At 72.5% G+C, this 18467-nt stretch carries 19 protein-coding genes; 7 read left to right on the top strand and 12 right to left on the bottom strand.

The genetic code is table 11. From position 1 onward, the window contains the following. Positions 1-56 precede the first annotated feature (56 nt). Positions 57-1019: a GlxA family transcriptional regulator gene (locus IH25_RS0116225; protein ID WP_030609782.1), complete on the top strand. Its 963-nt coding sequence runs from the start codon at positions 57-59 to the stop codon at positions 1017-1019. Between the two features lie 21 nt (positions 1020-1040). Here the strand turns inward: IH25_RS0116225 and IH25_RS0116220 are convergent, their stop codons facing one another. The 10 genes from IH25_RS0116220 to IH25_RS0116175 all read right to left on the bottom strand — a co-directional run bounded on the left by IH25_RS0116220 (position 1041) and on the right by IH25_RS0116175 (position 11088). After that, positions 1041-2420 (bottom strand): bifunctional albaflavenone monooxygenase/terpene synthase, encoded by a 1380-nt coding sequence (locus IH25_RS0116220; RefSeq protein ID WP_030609779.1) that lies wholly within the window; start codon positions 2418-2420, stop codon positions 1041-1043. Continuing rightward, complete coding sequence (cyc1, locus tag IH25_RS0116215) at positions 2417-3502, bottom strand: epi-isozizaene synthase (RefSeq protein ID WP_107058387.1); 1086 nt, start codon at positions 3500-3502, stop codon at positions 2417-2419. Before cyc1 ends, IH25_RS0116220 begins: the two co-directional genes overlap by 4 nt. Before the next feature lie 290 nt (positions 3503-3792). Then, positions 3793-4443, bottom strand: coding sequence for a peptide deformylase (gene def, locus IH25_RS0116210; RefSeq protein ID WP_030609771.1), 651 nt, complete (start codon positions 4441-4443; stop codon positions 3793-3795). A 104-nt stretch (positions 4444-4547) separates the two neighbouring features. Then, positions 4548-5528, bottom strand: coding sequence for a hypothetical protein (locus IH25_RS0116205; protein WP_030609768.1), 981 nt, complete (start codon positions 5526-5528; stop codon positions 4548-4550). Positions 5529-5628: 100 nt separating this feature from the next. Further along, positions 5629-6909, bottom strand: a complete 1281-nt coding sequence (locus IH25_RS0116200; RefSeq protein ID WP_030609765.1) for an HD-GYP domain-containing protein — start codon at positions 6907-6909, stop codon at positions 5629-5631. Next, entirely contained in the window at positions 6906-8210 is a 1305-nt protein-coding gene (locus tag IH25_RS0116195) for an HD-GYP domain-containing protein (RefSeq protein WP_030609762.1), read from the bottom strand. Before IH25_RS0116195 ends, IH25_RS0116200 begins: the two co-directional genes overlap by 4 nt. Positions 8211-8321: 111 nt before the next feature. Continuing rightward, complete coding sequence (rsrA, locus tag IH25_RS0116190; protein ID WP_030609759.1) at positions 8322-8633, bottom strand: mycothiol system anti-sigma-R factor; 312 nt, start codon at positions 8631-8633, stop codon at positions 8322-8324. Then, positions 8630-9316 carry an RNA polymerase sigma factor SigR gene (gene sigR, locus IH25_RS0116185; protein ID WP_030609756.1) on the bottom strand — a complete coding sequence of 229 codons (687 nt, stop codon included), beginning with the start codon at positions 9314-9316 and terminating at the stop codon, positions 8630-8632. Before sigR ends, rsrA begins: the two co-directional genes overlap by 4 nt. 259 nt (positions 9317-9575) lie before the next feature. Then, the gene (locus tag IH25_RS0116180) at positions 9576-10223 is read right to left on the bottom strand and encodes an alpha/beta hydrolase family protein (protein ID WP_030609754.1); all 648 of its coding nucleotides are present in this window, start codon (positions 10221-10223) and stop codon (positions 9576-9578) included. A 10-nt stretch (positions 10224-10233) separates the two neighbouring features. Next, on the bottom strand, positions 10234-11088 hold the full coding sequence (locus IH25_RS0116175) for an SOS response-associated peptidase (protein ID WP_030609751.1): 855 nt from the start codon (positions 11086-11088) through the stop codon (positions 10234-10236). Positions 11089-11138: 50 nt separating this feature from the next. Here IH25_RS0116175 and IH25_RS0116170 point away from each other — a divergent pair, with 50 nt between their 5' ends. The 4 genes from IH25_RS0116170 to IH25_RS0116155 all read left to right on the top strand — a co-directional run bounded on the left by IH25_RS0116170 (position 11139) and on the right by IH25_RS0116155 (position 14637). After that, positions 11139-11861, top strand: coding sequence for a M50 family metallopeptidase (locus IH25_RS0116170; RefSeq protein WP_030609749.1), 723 nt, complete (start codon positions 11139-11141; stop codon positions 11859-11861). Between the two features lie 28 nt (positions 11862-11889). Beyond that, positions 11890-13206 carry a 3-phosphoshikimate 1-carboxyvinyltransferase gene (gene aroA, locus IH25_RS0116165; protein WP_030609746.1) on the top strand — a complete coding sequence of 439 codons (1317 nt, stop codon included), beginning with the start codon at positions 11890-11892 and terminating at the stop codon, positions 13204-13206. A gap of 11 nt (positions 13207-13217) precedes the next feature. Continuing rightward, the gene (gene rsgA / locus IH25_RS0116160; protein WP_030609745.1) at positions 13218-14228 is read left to right on the top strand and encodes a ribosome small subunit-dependent GTPase A; all 1011 of its coding nucleotides are present in this window, start codon (positions 13218-13220) and stop codon (positions 14226-14228) included. A gap of 85 nt (positions 14229-14313) precedes the next feature. Continuing rightward, complete coding sequence (locus IH25_RS0116155; protein ID WP_014674883.1) at positions 14314-14637, top strand: DMT family transporter; 324 nt, start codon at positions 14314-14316, stop codon at positions 14635-14637. Here the strand turns inward: IH25_RS0116155 and IH25_RS0116150 are convergent. Next, the gene (locus IH25_RS0116150) at positions 14591-15247 is read right to left on the bottom strand and encodes a TetR/AcrR family transcriptional regulator (protein ID WP_051753962.1); all 657 of its coding nucleotides are present in this window, start codon (positions 15245-15247) and stop codon (positions 14591-14593) included. The genes IH25_RS0116155 and IH25_RS0116150 overlap by 47 nt on opposite strands. Positions 15248-15455: 208 nt before the next feature. On the opposite strand from IH25_RS0116150, the gene hisN reads away from it, so the two are divergent. Continuing rightward, on the top strand, positions 15456-16256 hold the full coding sequence (gene hisN, locus IH25_RS0116145) for a histidinol-phosphatase (protein WP_030609737.1): 801 nt from the start codon (positions 15456-15458) through the stop codon (positions 16254-16256). A gap of 210 nt (positions 16257-16466) precedes the next feature. Next, positions 16467-16862: a CBS domain-containing protein gene (locus IH25_RS0116140; protein WP_030609734.1), complete on the top strand. Its 396-nt coding sequence runs from the start codon at positions 16467-16469 to the stop codon at positions 16860-16862. 120 nt (positions 16863-16982) lie between these two features. Here the strand turns inward: IH25_RS0116140 and IH25_RS0116135 are convergent, their stop codons facing one another. Beyond that, a complete protein-coding gene (locus tag IH25_RS0116135; RefSeq protein ID WP_030609731.1) occupies positions 16983-18437 on the bottom strand; it encodes a catalase in 1455 nt (484 codons plus the stop codon). Between the last annotated feature and the right edge of the window lie 30 nt (positions 18438-18467).

Genomic DNA, 18467 nt, shown 5'->3' with positions numbered 1-18467 from the left:
GGGCAGGACTGCCGTAGACCCTCGAATTACTGCCACCGCCGAGGCACACTGGCAGCATGCTGAAGAACGTGGCGGCCGTACTGCTGGACGGCGTGCATCCTTTCGAACTGGGCGTCGTCTGCGAGGTGTTCGGCATGGACCGCAGTGATGACGGGCTGCCGGTGTACGACTTCGCCGTGGTGTCGGCGGAGGGGCCCGGCCTCGCCACCCACTGCGGGTTCACGGTGTCCACCCCGCACGGCCTGGAACGGCTGGAGGAGGCCGATCTGATCGCCGTGCCGGCGGGCGAGGCCTTCACCGCGCGGGAGTTCCCGCCGGAGCTGCTGGCGGCGCTGCGCCGGGCGGTCGACCGGGGCACCCGGGTGCTCAGCGTCTGCTCCGGGGTGTTCGTGCTGGCCGCGGCGGGGCTGCTGGACGGTCGGCGGTGCGCGGTGCACTGGCACCACGCCGAGCAGCTCGCCCGGCGCTATCCCCGGCTCATGGTCGAGCCGGACATGCTGTACGTGGACGAGGACCCCGTGATCACCTCCGCCGGCACCGCCGCCGGGATCGACGCCTGTCTGCACCTCGTGCGCAAGGAGCAGGGCCCGGAGGTGGCCAACAAGCTGGCCCGCCGGATGGTGGTGCCCCCGCACCGGGACGGCGGGCAGGCGCAGTTCATCGAGCGGCCCCTGCCCAAGGCTCCGGCCGACACCGTCGGGGAGGTGCTGGCGTGGATGGAGACCCACCTCGACCGGGAGGTCACCGTCGAGCAGCTCGCCGCCCGCGCCCATATGGCGCCGCGCACCTTCGCCCGGCGCTTCCGGCAGGAGACGGGGACCACGCCCTACCGCTGGCTGCTGCGGCAACGCGTGCTGCTGGCACAGGAGTTGCTGGAGGGCACGGACGAGACGATGGACGCGATCGCCTGGCGCACCGGGTTCGGTACGGCCGCCGCGCTGCGCCATCAGTTCCTCCGGGCGCTGGGCACCACCCCGAACGCCTACCGGCGCGCGTTCCGGGGCCCGCAGGCCGCCTGAGCGCGCGCCGGCTCCGGCGGTCTACCAGGGCCTCGCGCGCAGCAGCAGGTTGTGCGGGCGGAGCGTGATGCCCACGCGGGTGGTGTCGTCCGACCCGTCGGCCGGTTCGAAGCGGTACTTCGCCGAGACCGCCGCGGTGATCAGGCTCAGCTGGGTCATGGAGAAGTGGTCGCTGGGGCACTTGCGGTTGCCCACGCTGAACGGGCTCATGGCGTACTTGGGTACGGTCCCGGACCGCTCGGGCAGCCAGCGGTCGGGGTCGAAGTCGAGGTGGCGGTCGTAGGAGCGAGGGTCGCGCTGGATCGCGTACGGGCTGTAGACGATGTCCGCACCGGCCGGAATGCGATAGCCGCCGAGTGCGGTGTCGGTCACCGCGCGCCGCGTCAGAATCCACACGGCGGGCCGCAGCCGCATGGCTTCGACGACGACATTGTTGGTGTGCCTCAGTGAGCGGACATGCTCGAATCCGACCGGTCGGCCACCGGTCACGGATTCGACCTCGGTCCGTACCTTCTCCGCGTGTTCCGGGTGTTCGGCGAGGACCTGGAGCAGCCACATGACGGTGGAGGCCACTGTTTCGCTGCCGGGCGTGAGTATCGCCACGACTTGGTCGTGGATCTCCTGTTCCCCGATGGGGTCGCCATTGTCGTCCTTCGCCTCCAGCAATGCCGTCAGCAAATCGTCCGGCCTTTGCCCGGATGCCCTGCGCTCGGCGACGATCTCGTCCACCAGCAGATGCAAATCGGCCAGCGCCCGGTTGAATTCGCGGTTGGCCGGGAACGGCAGCCGGTACAGCGGCCCGAGCGGGATCACCATCCGGCGGTACATGCCACGGAAGACGGTGGCGAGGTCGGTGCTGAGGCGTTCCGCGCGCTCGTCCATGAAGTCGCCGCGCAGCAGGCAGCGGGCGGCGATGCGGACGGCGACCCGGAAGGACTCGGAGGTGCAGTCGATGGTCTCGCCGGGCCGCCAGCGCTCGGTCAGCGCGTGCGCCTCCTCCTCCATGACGGGGCCGTAGCCCGGGATCGCGTCGAGCCGGAACGCGGGCTGGATGGTGCGCCGCTGCCGGCGGTGCCGGGGCCCGTTCGCGGTGGCCACTCCCTCCTTGCCGAGCAGTCCCTCCAGCGACTCCCACAGCGGGCCGGCGATCGTGAAGCCCGGGTCGAGGGCCAGCGCGCCGGTCAGCTCCGGGGTGGTGACGGCGTACACCGTCTTGGGGCCGAGCCTCAGGCGGACGACATCGCCGTGGTCGCGCAGCGCGGACATGAAGGCGAGCGGGTCGCGGACCAGTCTCGGGCCGTGCCCGAGGACCGGCCACGCCCCTCGGGCCAGAGGCGGTTCGCGCAGTACGGACGTTCCGGGGGTGGCGGGGCTCTGGGGGCGCGCCGACTCGACGGTCATTTCTCACCTGCCGTTTCGTTCGTGACGTACGGGGGCGTGGCGCGGTCGTCCCAGCTGTCGACCCTGTACCGGCCGGACTCGTGGTGGAACCAGTAGACGGAGCTGAACCAGTTGCGCATATTGCCGACACAGGTCCGGACCGCGGCGCTCAGTTCCCGGCCGCGCGCCGTTCCGTCGTCGATCTGCCGGGCCAGTGCGAGGGCGTTGCGCTCGGCCTCGGGGAATTCGCTGACGCATCCCTCGACCCGCCGTCTGATTTCCTCCACCGCTTCTTCGAGGGTCAGCCCGGCATGGGTGATGAGGCTGATGCCGAGATTGTGCACCTCGTCGCCCGCGATTTCCTTCGGCAGCGAGCAGAGGTCGTTGTACCAGGCGGCGAATTCCTGGCTGAGCAGCGCCGCCCGGCGGTACGCGGGATTTCTCCGTACCGTGTCCGGGAGTTCACATCCGGCGCCGGGTTCCAGCAGATCCGTCCATATCCAGTGGGCGAAGGTGAGGCGGCGCAGGGCGAGGTATTCCCCGACGGTGGGAATGCGCCCCTCGGCGCGGTTGTGGAACTCGCGGTCGTACGCCTCGATCACGGCGTGGAAGTGCCGGGCGAACCGCTGGTTCCAGGTGTGCGGCAGGAAGCCGTACAGCCGCAGCACGCTCTCCGCGAAGCCCGCCACGAGGGGGTCGGGGTGGTGCAGGTGGGTCCGGGGTGCGTCCAGGGCCGTGTGCAGCCGGTTCCGCAGCCGCTGCCAGTCGGCGGCCCGGCCGTGCACGATGTCGCGGTCGTGGCGGTCGTCCCAGACGAAGAACCAGGCGCTGTAGTCGGCTATGGCCTGCAGGACCTCGTCCGGGGCGCCCAGGTAGTAGCCCGCCATGAGGTCGGTGTAGCACAGTCCATCGGCATATTCCGCGACCTTGTCCGCCGGCATCAGCCGCTTTTCCAGCAACCACAGCCGCGTCTTCTCCTGAAGCTTTGGCCAATACGGGTGCAGTCGCCGTGGAAAGGAGGACTCGATCACCGGGAGTGCCAGTGAAGGCGGGACTACGACCGCTGTCGCCGTCGCCGTGGTGCTGCGTGGGAAAGCTTGCACAGAACAAACCCCTCTCAGCCGCCAGGAGCGCACACCCCTCCCCTTGCGCGGGGTGTGCGCCGTATGTATCCCCGTACTTACATTCAGCACCACAAGTGACCGTTGTGGGAATGGATTTGCTCCCTTCACTACCCCAACATGTCTGGACACTCCTCTTGTCTGACTGGTTGTGGGTCACCACGGGCGTCGGAGGGGAGGGGCTGTACGGCGGACGGGACCGGTGCACCGGGACAACACGAAGGCGCCCGGCCGGGAGATTCCCGGCCGGGCGCCCCGGCGGACCATGTGGGTCAGTCGTTGGCGACCACGGGGTAGCGCGGCTCGTTCTCGGCCATCTGCCGCAGCGCGTCCTTGCGGTCCCGCTTGGAGAGCCGGTCGATGTACAGGTAGCCGTAGAGGTGGTCGGTCTCGTGCTGGAGGCAGCGCGCGAAGTAGCCGGTGCCCCGGACCTTGATCGGGTTGCCCCGCTCGTCCTGGCCGGTCACCTCGGCGTAGTCGGGGCGCGCGAGCGAGGCGTACGCCGTGGGGACGGACAGGCAGCCCTCGTTGCTGTCGTCGAGCCGGCGCCGGTCGGCGGGCAGGTCGACCAGCTTCGGGTTGCACACCACGCCGACGTGCCGGACGCCCTCGTCGTCCTGGCAGTCGTAGACGAAGACCTTCCGGTCGACACCGATCTGGTTGGCGGCCAGGCCCACGCCCTCGGCGGTGCGCTGGCTGGCGAACATGTCGGCGACCAGCTGCTGGAGCTCCTCGCCGAACTCGGTGACGTCCTGGCACTCCTGGTGCAGGACCGGGTTGCCGACGACCGTGATGGGCCGCGAGGTGCCGCGCTCACGCCAGGCATTCTCGCGCTCCTCGCAGTTCTCCGTGTCGACGACATAGCCCTCGTCGTCGACGGGGAGCACGCCCGCGTGCTGCTGATCGGTGTCCTGCTGCGCCATGACCGACGTACGCCTTCCTCAAAGAACAGGGGGAGATGTTGCGGGTACAGGTTACGTGTACGCGCTCTGAAGGGGCGCGGGGAACCGCACGGCCGGGCCCGGCCTCAGCACACCTCTTCGAGATCCCGCCAGTCCCGCGAATCCGGGCTGTCGGCGACCCAGCCGTCGAGCAGCCCCCGGACCAGCGAGGCCGGCGCCGCCACCCCGCACTCCCGCTCGGGCACCCACAGCTGCCCGTCCGTCCGGTGCCCCAGCGGCCCGGGATGCCCCGGCTCGCTGTGGTCGTGCGGGTCCAGGTGCACCCCCTCCCCCTCGTCGGAGGGCATCCGGGACTCGCTGCACATCCGGCACAGCAGCCGCACCGAGGACGACCAGTCCTCCGCGGCGAACCCCGCGTCGGCGGCCAGCTGCTCCAGCGCGTCCCGGTCGGCCTCGGTGGCCGCCTCCAGCAGGACCACCCAGGTCGGCACGGGGGACGGCGCCCACAACTCGATCTCGTCGAAGACCGGGTAGGAGTGCCCGGTGGAGGTGGTGCGCTCGCCGTGCGGGACGCCGTCGTGCAGCACGACCTCGCCCCAGCGCCGCCCGGACGAGGGAAGCGGGATGGACAGCACCTCCAGCCGGGCCGGGTCCAGCCGGCGGCCCCAGACCACCTCGGCCTCGCCCTCCGGGGAGAGCCGCACGGCCGCGCTGCCCAGCTCCATGCCGAGCGGTTCGGCGGTGGCCGCGGCTGCGCCGGGCACCTTCAGCCCGTACGCCTGCCAGGCGCGGCGGGCCAGCGGCCAGTCCTGGAGGGCGGTGGCGGCGATGCCGACGTTCCACCAGTCGGGCGCCCCGGTGTCCTTGTCGAGCAGGGCGACCGCGCGCAGTCCGGCCGCGCGGGCCTGCTCCCAGTCGTGCCGGAACTTGTGCAGCAGGGCGAGGTTGAACCAGGACTCCGACAGCCAGGGTTCGAGATCGGCGGCGCGTGTCAGCAGTTCGCCCGCGTCCTCGTACCGGCCGTCGCCGATGAGTGTGAACGCGCGGTCGGTGGCCTGCCGCCAGGAGGCGGAGGGCCGGTGCCGTCCCTTGCCGAAGATCCTCACGATTCCCGCCTGCCAGTTCCAGTTCCGCACAGTGGGCTGGCTTGTGCCCCCGGACACCCTCTCCCTCGCATCCAACCACGTACGGCGGGAAAGGCGCTCATTACCCATGGGTTACCCAGTCGGGCGCGGGATCAGACCATCCCGGCCGCCGCACCGGCACGCGTTCCCGCGCCGTCTGGGGCTGGGCCAGCACCCGGGCGAGCGACTCCAGCACCTCGGGGGCGTAGTCCCCGGCGCTGCCGAGCCGCAGTTCCTCCAGCGCGCGCCGGGCGCCCCGCGGGCCGGTGTCCCGGCTCTTCTCCTCGTAGGCGTTGACGGCCCGGACGATACGGGCGGCGAGCGGCTGCTCGGGGTAGGGGTCGGCCTGCCGCTCGACGACGACGGCGACGGCCGGGTCGACCCCGGTCTGCCGGACGACGGCCCCGCCGAGCAGGGCGATGCGCCGCTGCTCCGCCGCGGGCAGGGCGGCGGTGGCACCGGCCGGGACCGGGTCGACCAGGCTGAGCTGTCCGATGTCGTGCATCAGGGCCGCGTACTCCAGCACGGTCAGTTCCGGGCCGGTCAGCCTGAGGTCCCGGCCGACGGCGACGCTGAGCGCGGCCACCCGGCGGGCGTGCCCGGCGGGGGTGCAGCCGGCGATCTCGGTGGCGCGGGCCAGGGAGGCGATGGTCTGCCGGTAGGTGGCGCGGACCGCCGCGTACCGGCGCACGGACAGCTGGACGAGCAGCAGGGGCAGGCAGAAGACGGGCAGCGCCCACAGCCCGGCGACGGCGACCGCGAGCGCCATCACCGCGCCGGTCGCGACGACGGCGGAGCCGATGCCGAGCAGCCCGCGCACCTCCTCGCGCAGCAGCGGGCCGAACGGCCAGCCGGTGCGGCAGTGGGCCAGCGCGGCGGCCAGGACCGTGCCGCACAGGGAGGTCAGGGCGAGCAGGGTGAGCAGCAGCAGGGCGTAGGCGGGGCCGCCCCAGGCGGTGAAGACGCCCTCGTTGTACAGGGGTTGGAAGCACAGGGCGGCGAAGCCGACGGTGAGGATCCGGCGGGCCAGGTGGTCGGCGGTGGGGGCACGGCCGGACCAGATGTGCGGGACGGCGCCGAGCAGCGCGGCGACGAGCACGACGGTGACGACCTGGGCGGCGTCGTGCTGGCTGGGCCGGCCGGCGACGGCGCCCAGCAGGGCGTACGACAGCGAGCCGGCGGCGCCGAGCGGCGCGGCCTGACGGGCCCGGTCGTCGCTCCACCGGGTCAGCTCGCCGACGGTGATGAGCAGGCCGAAGGCGAGCGCGTCGCCCCGGTCGGCGAGGCCGGTCCACAGGGTCTCGGCGACGGCGCCGGCCGCGACGAGGGCGGCGGCGGTGTGGATGAGCCGCAGCACGGTCATCGGTGGGCCCCGGTACGCGGGGCCCGCTCGGCGGGCGCGGTGCCGTACGCGGGTTCGTCGGCGGTGACCGCCGGGCGCCAGCCCTCGCGGCGCAGGGCGCGGACCAGCGCGCGGACCATGCGCGGGTCGAAGTGCGCCCCGGCGGAGCGCTCCAGCTCGGCGATGGCGGCCTCGACCGGGCGGGCCCGGCTGTAGCAGCGGGTGGAGGTCATGGCGTCGAAGGCGTCCGCGACGGCGACGATCCGGGCGCACTCGGGGATCCGGTCGCCGGCCAGGCCGTAGGGGTAGCCGGAGCCGTCGAGCCGTTCGTGGTGGTGGAGGATGGCGGTGCGGGCCTCGCCGAGGAAGGAGATCCCGCGGACCATCTCGTGGCCGTACTCGGGGTGCAGTTCGATGATCCGCCGTTCCTCGGGGGTGAGCGGCCCGTCCTTGCGCAGCAGCCGGGTGGGCACGCCCAGCTTGCCGACGTCGTGCAGGATGCCCGCGAAGCGCAGCACCTCCACCCGGTCGTCGTCCAGGCCGAGTTCGCGGGCGATCAGCACCGAGGCCTGGCCGACGCGTTCGCTGTGGCCGCGGGTGTAGCCGTCCTTGATGTCGACGGCCTGGACGAGGGCTCGGATGGTGGCCTGGTGGGCGGCGCGCTCGCGGTGGTACTGGGCGAAGACCCACCAGGAGACGCACATCGGCAGCAGCACGAGCAGCGCGGACACCGGTCCGTAGGGGCTGCGCCACAGCACGGCCATCATCAGGCCGGCGAGTCCGTGCACCGCGACGGGGGCGAGCGAGCGAGCCAGCAGGCCGCGCCAGGTCCGGCACGGCGGCACCAGACCGGCCGCCGCGCGCAGACCGCCGTCGAGCGCGGTGAGCACCAGGCAGAAGGCGAGCACGGCCGCGCCGGCGGGCAGCAGGGCGTACGGGAAGTCGGCGCCGGCGACGGCGTCCCGGCCGCCGAGCGCCTCGTGCACCCGGGCGGCGGCCCAGACGGCGAGCGCGGGCCGGGCGGCCCGCCATACCCGGCGGGGCAGGGCGGGCCGGTGGCCGAGCGGGCAGAGCAGGGCGGCCGGGACGGGGACGAGCGCGGCGGCCGCCGGGGGCAGCAGGAACGCTCCGGCGAGCAGCACCGGGTAGAAGGTGCCGCCGAAGCGCCGGTGCACGGCGTGCTCACAGGCCGCGTAGAGTGCGGCGAGCAGGGTCGGTGCCAGCCAGGAGCCGGGGGTGCCCGGCGGCCGGGACAGGCACGGGACGGCCAGCAGGGCGACGGCGGCCACATAGCCGTGTGCCCTCGCCGGTACCACGTCCATCACGCCCCTCCCCGACCGCGTCTGTCCAGGCTCGGAGCCTAGGACGGCAATCGGGGGGTGTGGGGCTTATGACCTGAGGATTAGCACGTACGGGTGATTTGACCCGGCGTGTCAGGTCTCCTGGGGCGCGGTCGGCGCCCGGGTCACGTCGTGCTCCGGCACGGTCTGCCCGGAGCGGATCAGCTCGATCCGCCCCATGACCTTGGCCCGCAGGTCGGCCGGCACGTCGTCATGCCCGCAGCACCGCTTGACCAGCTTCTTCACGGCCTGCTCCAGCCCGTACTTCTCCAGGCACGGCGAGCATTCCTCGAAGTGGTGCTGGAACTTGTCGCGATCGATGTCCGGCATCTCGCTGTCGAGGAACTCGTACAGGTGGTCGAGGACCTCACTGCAGTCCGTCTCGTGCGGCTCTCCGCAGCTCATGAGCCCGAGCCTTTCGCTTCGTTCGACTCTCCGGCGCCCGCCGGGACCAGCCCGCGCTCCCGGGCGTAGTCCTCCAGCATGCCGCGCAGCTGACGGCGGCCCCGGTGCAGCCGGGACATCACCGTACCGATGGGTGTCCCCATGATGTCGGCGATCTCCTTGTAGGCAAAGCCCTCCACATCCGCCAGATAGACGGCGATGCGGAACTCCTCGGGGATCGCCTGCAGCGCTTCCTTCACGTCCGAGTCGGGCAGGTGGTCGAGCGCCTGCGACTCGGCGGAGCGCAGACCCGTCGACATGTGCGACTCGGCGCGCGCGAGCTGCCAGTCCTCGATCTCCTCGGCCGCGCTGCGCTGGGGTTCGCGCTGCTTCTTGCGGTACGAGTTGATGAAGGTGTTGGTGAGAATCCGGTACAGCCACGCCTTGAGGTTGGTGCCCTCGCGGAACTGGTGGAACGACGCGTACGCCTTGGCGTAGGTCTCCTGCACCAGATCCTCGGCGTCGGCCGGGTTGCGCGTCATGCGCAGCGCGGCCGAGTACATCTGGTCGAGGAACTCGAGCGCGTCCCGCTCGAAGCGCGCGCTGCGCTCCGCGCTCGTCTCGGACGCGCCGATGCCCTGGCCCTCGGGCAGCTCCGCCTGGCCGTTGTCGGTCCCTGCGTCGGTCCCAGTGACCGGACCCACCTCCTCAAGATCCCGGGCGGGACCGAAACCGATCCCACTCGTTTCGGAGGATAGAACACGACCCGTACCCGCCGCCGCTCGAATAGGAGCCGTCTTGGCCGCGTGCAGCACCGACCAGTCCAGGTCGGAGCGGCTGCTGCGGGCCGGGCAGATGGTCGAACCCATGCGGCGGACTTCCTCTCGTGCTACGACGTCGGTGCCGAAACCGTCGGCACTTCTGATGCCCTCAACAGCGGGCCGCCGCCCGGCATTCCCAAGGTCATCCGAGTGACGCGACCCACTCCCGCACCGCGCCGGTGACGATCTCCAGCGCCCGTTCCCCGGTGATCTTTGCCCGCTTGGGCACGGCGAGGCCGTGATCGGCCTCCGGCACCTCGACCAGAGCGAAATCGCCCGCGGGGAACTCGGCCGGCTTCCCGAAGGGGTCGTTGCCGCCCTGCACCACCAGCGTGGGCACCCCGGCGCCCAGCAGCTCCTCGGCGCGGGACTTCTCCGGCCTGCCCGGCGGGTGCAGCGGGAAGCCGAGAGCGAGCACGGCGTGCGCGCCCAGTCCGGCCGCCGTGCGGCAGGCGACCCGGGCGCCCGCGCTGCGGCCGCCGGAGATCACCGGCAGGCCGGGCCGGGTGAGCGCGGGCCACACCCCGCGCCACCCGGTGTCCAGGGTCTTCGGCGCGGGCGCGACCTTCTTGCCGGCCACCCGCCAGGGCTGCTCGACGAGGGCGACAGTCACGCCGTGCGCGGGCAGCGCGCCGGCGATCGCTTGGAGGTCGCGGGCCTCGATGCCGCCGCCCGCGCCATGGCTCACGGCCAGCACCAGCCGCGCCTTCGCCGCCGGGTGCCAGGTGATGCGGGCGTCCCCGGCCTCCGTACCGACCGTCTCGGTGGTCACGTCGGTCACGTGTGTCACATCCGTCACGTCAGAAGAGTGTGCCCTCTTCCGGCGCCTCCAGCTCCTTCAGCAGCTCCGGGCCGTTGTTGCGGACGTTGCTGACGGCCGTGGAGACCGGGTAGGCGCGCATCAGGCCGGGCGGGGGCGGGGCGAGCAGGTCGCGCAGGGCGTCGGGATCGGTGCGGGCGGGGTCGAGCCAGGCGTCCCAGCGGTCGGGGGTGAGCATCAGCGGCATCCGGGGGTGGATGTCGGCGAGGGAGCGGGGGCCCTCGGCGGGGGCGACGGCCAGCGGGGTCCGCTCGGCCTCGGTGGTGATCACCGAGCAGGTGACCCACCAGGCGCGGGGGTGGTCGTCGGGCAGGGTCCGGTCGCGCCAGAACTCGTACAGTCCGGCCATCGCGAACACCGAGCCGTCGGCGGGCAGCACGAAGTACGGCTGCTTGCGGGGCCGCTTCTTCTTCCCCTCGACCTCCAGCTCGCGCTCCTGCTCGCCGGTGACCCACTCGTAGTAGCCGTCGGCGGGCAGGATGCAGCGGCGGGCGGCGAAGGCGCGGCGGTAGGCGGGCTTCTCGTGCACGGTCTCGGCGCGGGCGTTGATCATCCGGGCGCCGCCCTCGGGGCTCTTGGCCCAGGACGGGACCAGTCCCCATGTCAGCTTGCGCAGCTGGCGAACCGGACGTGGGGATTCCGCGTCTTTCAAGGGGCGGTCCAGCACGGCGTAGACCTCCTTGGTCGGCGCCACGTTGTAGTCCGGCTCCAGAGTCTCCTCGGGCTCCCTCCCCCAAGCTCTCAACTCCGTTCGAGCAGGGGGGACCCCCATCTCGACCCCGAAGACCCCCGCGAGATCCTCGGGTCTACGACTCGATGCATACCGTCCGCACATAAGTGCCACACTGCCAGACGCGTCACGACAACAGGGAGCCGTCACCGGACATGGACAGCCTCGCCGCCACCGCGCTGCCCGACCTCTGGGACCGGCTCACCGGCACCCAGCCCGCCCCGGGACTGTGGGTGGTGGCGGCCACGCTCGCCGCCGCGCTGGCCGTCGTGGTCCCGCACCCGGTGTGGCGGATATCCCGCAACGCGATCACCATCGCGCACGAGGGCGGGCACGGACTGCTCGCCCTGCTCACCGGCCGGCAGCTCACCGGCATCCGGCTGCACTCCGACACCAGCGGGCTCACCGTGAGCCGGGGCAAGCCGTACGGGGCCGGCATGATCCTGACCGCCGCCGCCGGCTACCCGGCCCCTTCCCTGCTGGGCCTCGGCGGGGCCGCGCTGCTGGCGGCCGACCGCGTCACCCTGCTGCTGTGGGCGGCGACCGCGCTGCTGCTGGCGATGCTGGTGATGATCCGCAACGCCTACGGCGTGCTGACCGTGGTCCTCGCCGGCGGGACGTTCCTGCTGGTGTCCTGGCTGGCGCAGCCGCAGGTGCAGGCGGCCTTCGGGTACGCCGTGGTGTGGTTCCTGCTGCTCGGCGGGGTCCGGCCGGCGTTCGAGCTCCAGGCCAGGCGCTCCCGCGGCGGCGCGGGCGACTCGGACGCCGACCAGCTGTCCCGGCTGACGCACGTACCGGCGGGCCTGTGGCTGCTGCTGTTCCACGCGGTGTCGCTGTGCTCGCTGATCGGCGGCGGCCGCTGGCTGCTGGAAGGTTGACCCCGGGCCCTCCTTATAAAGTGGCCTCATGGCCCCGAACACCTCCTCCACCGCCCTCTGGCCCGCCCCGCACGCGAGCGGAGCCGTCGACGCGACGGTCCACGTGCCGGGGTCCAAGTCGGTCACCAACCGCGCCCTGGTCCTCGCCGCCCTGGCCTCCGAGCCGGGCTGGCTGCGCCGCCCGCTGCGGTCCCGCGACACCCTGCTGATGGCCGGCGCGCTGCGGGCCATGGGTGTGGAGATCGAGGAGGGGGTGGGTCCCGACGGCACCGGCGAGGCCTGGCGGGTGCTGCCCACGGGCCTGCGCGGCCCGGCCACGGTGGACGTCGGCAACGCGGGCACGGTGATGCGGTTCCTGCCGCCGGTGGCCGCGCTCGCCGACGGTCCGATCCGGTTCGACGGGGACCCCCGCTCGTACGAGCGTCCCCTGAACGGTGTGATCGACGCGCTGCGGCAGCTGGGCGCCCGCATCGACGACGACGGCCGGGGCGCGCTGCCGCTGACCGTGCACGGCGGCGGGGCCCTGGACGGCGGCCCGGTCTCGGTCGACGCCTCCTCCTCGTCCCAGTTCGTCTCGGCGCTGCTGCTGTCCGGCCCGCGCTTCAACCAGGGCGTGGAGGTCCGCCACACCGGCGCCACCCTGCCCTCGATGCCGCACATCCGGATGACGGTGGACATGCTGCGCGCGGTCGGCGCCCAGGTGGACACCCCGGAGTCGGGCGGCGAGCCGAACGTGTGGCGGGTGACGCCGGGCGCGCTGCTCGGCCGGGACCTGACCATCGAGCCGGACCTGTCCAACGCGCAGCCGTTCCTGGCGGCGGCCCTGGTGACCGGCGGCAAGGTGCTGATCCCGGACTGGCCGGCCCGCACCACCCAGCCGGGTGACCGGCTGCGGGAGATCTTCACCGAGATGGGCGGTTCCTGCGAACTCACCGAGTACGGGCTGGTGTTCACCGGTTCCGGGGCGATCCACGGCATCGACGTGGACCTGGGTGACGTGGGCGAGCTGACCCCGGGCATCGCGGCGGTGGCGGCCCTCGCCGACTCGCCGTCCACCCTGCGGGGCGTGGCCCATCTGCGGCTGCACGAGACGGACCGGCTGGCCGCGCTCACCAAGGAGATCAACGAGCTGGGCGGCGATGTCACGGAGACCGCCGACGGCCTGCACATCCGCCCGCGCCCGCTGCACGGCGGGACGTTCCACACCTATGAGGACCACCGCATGGCCACCGCCGGTGCGATCATCGGCCTGGCGGTGCCGGGCGTAAGGATCGAGAACGTGGCGACGACGGCGAAGACCCTGCCGGACTTCCCCGAGCTGTGGACCGGGATGCTCGGGCAGTAAGGACGTACGCCATGCGCCGCTACGGCAAGCACACCGACGAGGACGACATCCGCAACCGCCCCAACCGCAAGGGCAACCGGCCGCGCACCAACATCCGGCCCAAGCACGAGGACGCCGCCGAGGGCATGGTCCTCACCGTGGACCGGGGCCGGCTGACCTGCCTGGTGGACGACCGGCCCGTGCTGGCGATGAAGGCCCGCGAACTGGGCCGCAAGGCGGCCGTCGTGGGCGACCGGGTGGCCCTGGTCGGCGATCTGTCCGGCAAGAAGGACACCCTCGCCCGGATCGTCCGCATCGAGGAGCGGTCGTCGGTGCTGCGGCGCACGGCCGACGACGACGATCCCTACGAGCGCGTGGTCGTCGCCAACGCCGACCAGCTGGCCATCGTCACCGCCCTGGCCGACCCCGAGCCCCGCCCCCGCCTCGTCGACCGCTGTCTGGTCGCGGCCTACGACGGCGGCCTGACCCCGCTGCTGGTGCTGACCAAGTCGGACCTGGCCCCGCCGGACAAGCTGCTGGAGCTGTACGGCGACCTGGACATCCCGTACGTCGTCACCAGCCGGGAGGAGCTGGAGAGCGGCGACGCGGCGGACCGGGTGCGCACCCACCTGGACGGCAAGATCACGGCGTTCGTGGGGCACTCCGGCGTCGGCAAGACGACCCTGGTCAACGCGCTGGTGCCCGAGGCGCGCCGGCGCACGACGGGGCTGGTCAACGCGGTGACGGGCCGGGGCCGGCACACCACCACCTCGGCGCTCGCGCTGCCGCTGGCCGGTGCGGAGGGCTGGGTGATCGACACCCCGGGCGTCCGGTCGTTCGGGCTCGCCCACATCGACCCGTCCCGGGTGATCCACGCCTTCCCGGACCTCGAACCCGGCACCGAGGGCTGCCCGCGCGCGTGCAGCCACGACGAGCCGGACTGCGCGCTGGACGCGTGGGTGGCGGACGGGCACGCCGATCCGGCGCGGCTGTACTCCCTGCGCCGGCTGCTGGCCGCGCGGGAGCGCCGGGAAGGCGACTGAGTCCCGCGTTGTTTGCCCGAGCATCAGTGCGGTGAGTGCATAATCACACCGAGCCGGAGATCCGGATCCAACGGGAGGACAGCACATGGCGTGGCTGCTGGTCATAGTGGCCGGGATATTGGAGACCGGTTTCGCCGTGTGCCTGAAACTCTCGCACGGGTTCACGCGCCTGTGGCCGACGATCGCGTTCGCGTCGTTCGCACTGGGCAGCTTCGGTCTGCTGACCCTGTCCCTGAGGAAGCTGGACGTCGGCCCGGCGTACGCCGTGTGGACCGGGATCGGCGCGGCGGGCACCGCGATCTACGGCATGGTCTTCCTCGGCGATCTGGTGTCCACCTTGAAGATCGTCTCCATCAGCCTGGTCATCGTCGGGGTGATCGGGCTTCAGCTGTCGGGGTCGGCGCACTAGACGGCCGCGCCGGTCCGCTCAGGTGGCGCGGGAGCACGGCCCGCACCAGCTCCGCGATGCCGCCCTCCCCGGGCGGGGCCGCCACACAGGACAGGGCGAGGCGGACGACCAGCTCGCACGGGAGCAGCAGCTCGGCCGGGGCGGTGCCGGGAGCGGCCAGCGCGGTCGCCGCGCGGTCCCGGACGATCCGTACGAAGTCCCGGGGCGCCGGCAGCGGCCCGTCCGCCCGGCGCTGGGCCGGCACCATGGCGGTGGAGTGCGCGGCGGTGAGCGGCGGGCTCGGCAGCCGCTCGCTCCAGCAGCCGGTGAGCAGGGCCCGCACCAGCACGTTGTCCCGGGCCGCGGCGGCCGTCCACTCGGCGGTCGCGGTGAGCCGGTCGCAGACCTCGGCCGGCCCGGCGAGGGCCCGCTCGACGCCGGCGAGATAGCCGTCGGCCTCCCGCCGCACCAGCGCCCGCGCCAGGCCGTCCTTGCTGCCGAACTCGTTGTACAGGGTCTGCCGGGACACCCCGGCCCGCGCGGCCACGTCGACCATGCGCACCGCGGACCACGGCCGGCGCGCGAGCGCCGCGTAGGCGGCGTCCAACAACGATTCCCGGGCAGCAGGCATCCGCGCCTCCCTGGGCCACAGTGACTTAGCGCCCAGATTTGACGGGCTTGTATGCACTGTCAAGGGTTCGCGGGGGGTATGGGGGGCGTGCGGTGAGGTACGGGGGTGGTGACCGCCGGTCCACGGGCCCCGGGCGGCGGTACGGCCGTGCCCGGCACCTGCCGCCCCCTGTGGCAGCGTGCCGAGCCCGGCGGATACCGTTCGTCACATGCCCGACTACCTCGACGACCTGCGCCTCGCCCACGCCCTCGCGGACGCGGCCGACGCCGCCACCACGGCCCGCTTCCAGGCCCTCGACCTGAAGGTGGAGACCAAGCCGGACATGACCCCGGTGAGCGAAGCGGACAAGGCGGCGGAAGAACTGATCCGCGGCCATCTCCAGCGCGCCCGCCCTCAGGACGCCGTCCTCGGCGAGGAGTACGGCGTCGAGGGCACCGGCCCGCGCCGCTGGGTGGTCGACCCGATCGACGGCACCAAGAACTACGTCCGCGGCGTCCCGGTGTGGGCCACCCTCATCGCCCTGATGGAGGAGGCGGAGGACGGCTACCAGCCGGTGGTCGGCGTCGTCTCCGCCCCCGCCCTCGGGCGCCGCTGGTGGGCGGCGAAGGGCCACGGCGCCTTCACCGGCCGCGACCTGGCCGCCGGCACCCCCCTCCACGTCTCCCGGGTCGGCAGGCTCGCGGACGCCTCCTTCTCGTACTCCTCGCTCTCCGGCTGGGAGGAGCGGGGCCGCCTGGACGGCTTCCTGGACCTGACCCGTCAGGTGTGGCGCACGCGCGCGTACGGCGACTTCTGGCCGTACATGATGGTCGCGGAGGGTGCCGTGGACATCTGCGCCGAGCCGGAGCTGTCGCTGTGGGACATGGCCGCCAACGCGATCATCGTCACGGAGGCGGGCGGCACCTTCACCGGCCTCGACGGCCGCCCGGGCCCGCACAGCGGCGACGCGGCGGCGTCCAACGGCCTGCTGCACGACGAGCTGCTGGGGTATCTCGGCGCGCGCGACTGAGAGCCGCCGGGGCATCCGGCCCCGCGCCACCGAGAGTGGCCGGGGTACCCGGGCCCGCGCCGCTGAGCCCCGGCGTGCCCCGCGCGCGCCGTCGGTGAGCGGCGCGCGCCCTCTTGTTGACCCTTCCTTTGCCTGGCACCCTGAGCCCACCCCCACTTGTGAACAAGTGAATCCCGGGGTTCCACGGGATTCCCAGGAGGTGGCCCCTTCATGCTCGTCCGTGACGCCATGAGCACGGTGATCCTCACCCTCGGCCCCGACCACACCCTCCGCCAGGCAGCCACCCTGATGTCGGCCCGCCGGGTCGGCGCCGCCGTGGTCCTCGACCCGGACGCCGGCGGCATCGGCATCCTCACCGAACGCGACATCCTCGACTCCGTCGGCCTGGGCCAGAACCCGGACGCCGAACCCCTGCACGCCCACACCACCACCGACATCGTCTTCGCCGCCCCGACCTGGACCCTCCAGGAGGCGGCCCGCGCCATGACGCACGGCGGCTTCCGGCACCTGGTCGTGCTCGACCACGGCGAGGTGGCCGGGATCGTCTCGGTCCGCGACATCGTCCGTCGCTGGGTCCCGGCCCGGGAGCCCTCCCCCGCCTCCTGAACGCACGAGGGGCGGGCCACCGGGTCCCCCTCCGGCGGTCCGCCCACTGCCCCGAACGCACGAACGGGCCGGACCCAGAGCACCATGGGTCCGGCCCGCCCAGCCGCGAGGGCGGCCGGCTCAGCCGCGCAGCGCCTGCACCGCGCTCTCCAGCCGCTTGCCGAAGTCGGCGTCGGCGTTGCGGAAGTTGCCGATCGCGCGCTCGGCGATGTCCTGGCGCGTGACCTTGGCGATGAAGCCGGCCAGGTTGGCGACCAGCCGCTCCTTCTCCTCCTCCGACATCAGCCGGTAGAGGTTGCCGGCCTGGACGAAGTCGTTGTCCTCGGCGTGCACCGGCGTCGGGTGGTTGCCGGTGCCGCCGGTGAGGCCGTCGACCGGCTGCCACAGCGGACGCCCGGTCTGCTGCGGCCCGCCGAAGCTGTTCGGCTCGTAGTTCTTCTCCCCGCCGTGCCGGCCGTCGTAGAGGTAGCCGTCACGGGAGTTGGTGCGCGCCTCGGTGGCGTGCGGACGGTTGACCGGCAGGTGGTCGGCGTTGATGCCGACGCGGTAGCGGTGCGCGTCGCCGTAGGCGAACAGCCGGCCCTGGAGCATCTTGTCGGGCGAGGGGCCGATGCCGGGCACGAAGTGCGCCGGGGAGAAGATCGACTGCTCGACCTCGGCGAAGATGTTGCGCGGGTTGCGGTTCAGCTCCAGCTTGCCGATCTCGATGACCGGGTAGTCCGCGTGCGGCCACACCTTGGTCAGGTCGAACGGGTTGAAGCGGTAGGTCGCCGCGTCGGCCGCCGGCATGATCTGCACGCCCACGGTCCAGCTCGGGAACTCCCCGCGCTCGATCGCCTCGCGCAGGTCGCGCTGGTGGGAGTCGGGGTCCTTGCCCGCGAGGAGCTCCGCCTCCTCGGCGGTGAGGTTCTTGATCCCCTGGTCGGTCTTGAAGTGGTACTTGACCCAGAAGACCTCGCCGGCCTCGTTGTTCCACTGGAAGGTGTGCGAGCCGAAGCCGTCCATGTGCCGGTACGACGCCGGGATGCCGCGGTCGCCGAACAGCCAGGTCACCTGGTGCGTGGACTCCGGCGACAGCGACCAGAAGTCCCACACGTTGTCGGCTTCCTGGCTGCCGGTGTACGGGTCGCGCTTCTGGGTGTGGATGAAGTCCGGGAACTTGATCGCGTCCCGGATGAAGAACACCGGGGTGTTGTTGCCGACGAGGTCGTAGTTGCCCTCCTCGGTGTAGAACTTCACCGCGAAGCCCCGCGGGTCACGCACGGCGTCCGCCGCGCCGAGGTTGCCGGCCACGGTCGAGAACCGCAGGAAGACCTCGGTCTGCTTGCCGACCTCCGACAGGAAGGCGGCCCGCGTGTACGGGGTGACGTCCGCGGTCACCGTGAAGGTGCCGTAGGCGCCGGCGCCGCGGGCGTGCACGACCCGCTCCGGGATCCGCTCCCGGTTGAAGTGGGCCAGCTTCTCCAGCAGCAGCTGGTCCTGGACGAGGACCGGCCCGCCGACGCCCGCCGTCTCGCTGTTCTGGTTGTCGGCGACCGGAGCCCCGGCCTCCGTGGTGAGCGGTCCCTGCGTCACATGCGCCTCCTGCGTCATCACTGACTTGTC

Origin of the sequence: Streptomyces achromogenes subsp. achromogenes, from assembly GCF_000720835.1 — a bacterium.
GTDB lineage: Bacteria > Actinomycetota > Actinomycetes > Streptomycetales > Streptomycetaceae > Streptomyces > Streptomyces achromogenes.
Note: the sequence above shows the minus strand (reverse complement) of the source record. Positions and strands in the feature narration are given on the sequence as shown.

Bases quoted from the DNA above. Each gene is read 5' to 3' on its own strand.
- rsrA (WP_030609759.1), bottom strand. From the start codon at position 8,633: ATGAGCTGCGGAGAGCCGCACGAGACGGACTGCAGTGAGGTCCTCGAC.
- rsgA (WP_030609745.1), top strand. From the start codon at position 13,218: ATGCGCCGCTACGGCAAGCACACCGACGAGGACGACATCCGCAACCGC.
- IH25_RS0116225 (WP_030609782.1), top strand. From the start codon at position 57: ATGCTGAAGAACGTGGCGGCCGTACTGCTGGACGGCGTGCATCCTTTC.
- IH25_RS0116170 (WP_030609749.1), top strand. From the start codon at position 11,139: ATGGACAGCCTCGCCGCCACCGCGCTGCCCGACCTCTGGGACCGGCTC.
- IH25_RS0116200 (WP_030609765.1), bottom strand. From the start codon at position 6,909: ATGACCGTGCTGCGGCTCATCCACACCGCCGCCGCCCTCGTCGCGGCC.
- IH25_RS0116175 (WP_030609751.1), bottom strand. From the start codon at position 11,088: ATGTGCGGACGGTATGCATCGAGTCGTAGACCCGAGGATCTCGCGGGG.
- aroA (WP_030609746.1), top strand. From the start codon at position 11,890: ATGGCCCCGAACACCTCCTCCACCGCCCTCTGGCCCGCCCCGCACGCG.
- IH25_RS0116220 (WP_030609779.1), bottom strand. From the start codon at position 2,420: ATGACCGTCGAGTCGGCGCGCCCCCAGAGCCCCGCCACCCCCGGAACG.
- hisN (WP_030609737.1), top strand. From the start codon at position 15,456: ATGCCCGACTACCTCGACGACCTGCGCCTCGCCCACGCCCTCGCGGAC.
- IH25_RS0116155 (WP_014674883.1), top strand. From the start codon at position 14,314: ATGGCGTGGCTGCTGGTCATAGTGGCCGGGATATTGGAGACCGGTTTC.
- def (WP_030609771.1), bottom strand. From the start codon at position 4,443: ATGGCGCAGCAGGACACCGATCAGCAGCACGCGGGCGTGCTCCCCGTC.
- IH25_RS0116195 (WP_030609762.1), bottom strand. From the start codon at position 8,210: ATGGACGTGGTACCGGCGAGGGCACACGGCTATGTGGCCGCCGTCGCC.
- IH25_RS0116140 (WP_030609734.1), top strand. From the start codon at position 16,467: ATGCTCGTCCGTGACGCCATGAGCACGGTGATCCTCACCCTCGGCCCC.
- IH25_RS0116150 (WP_051753962.1), bottom strand. From the start codon at position 15,247: ATGCCTGCTGCCCGGGAATCGTTGTTGGACGCCGCCTACGCGGCGCTC.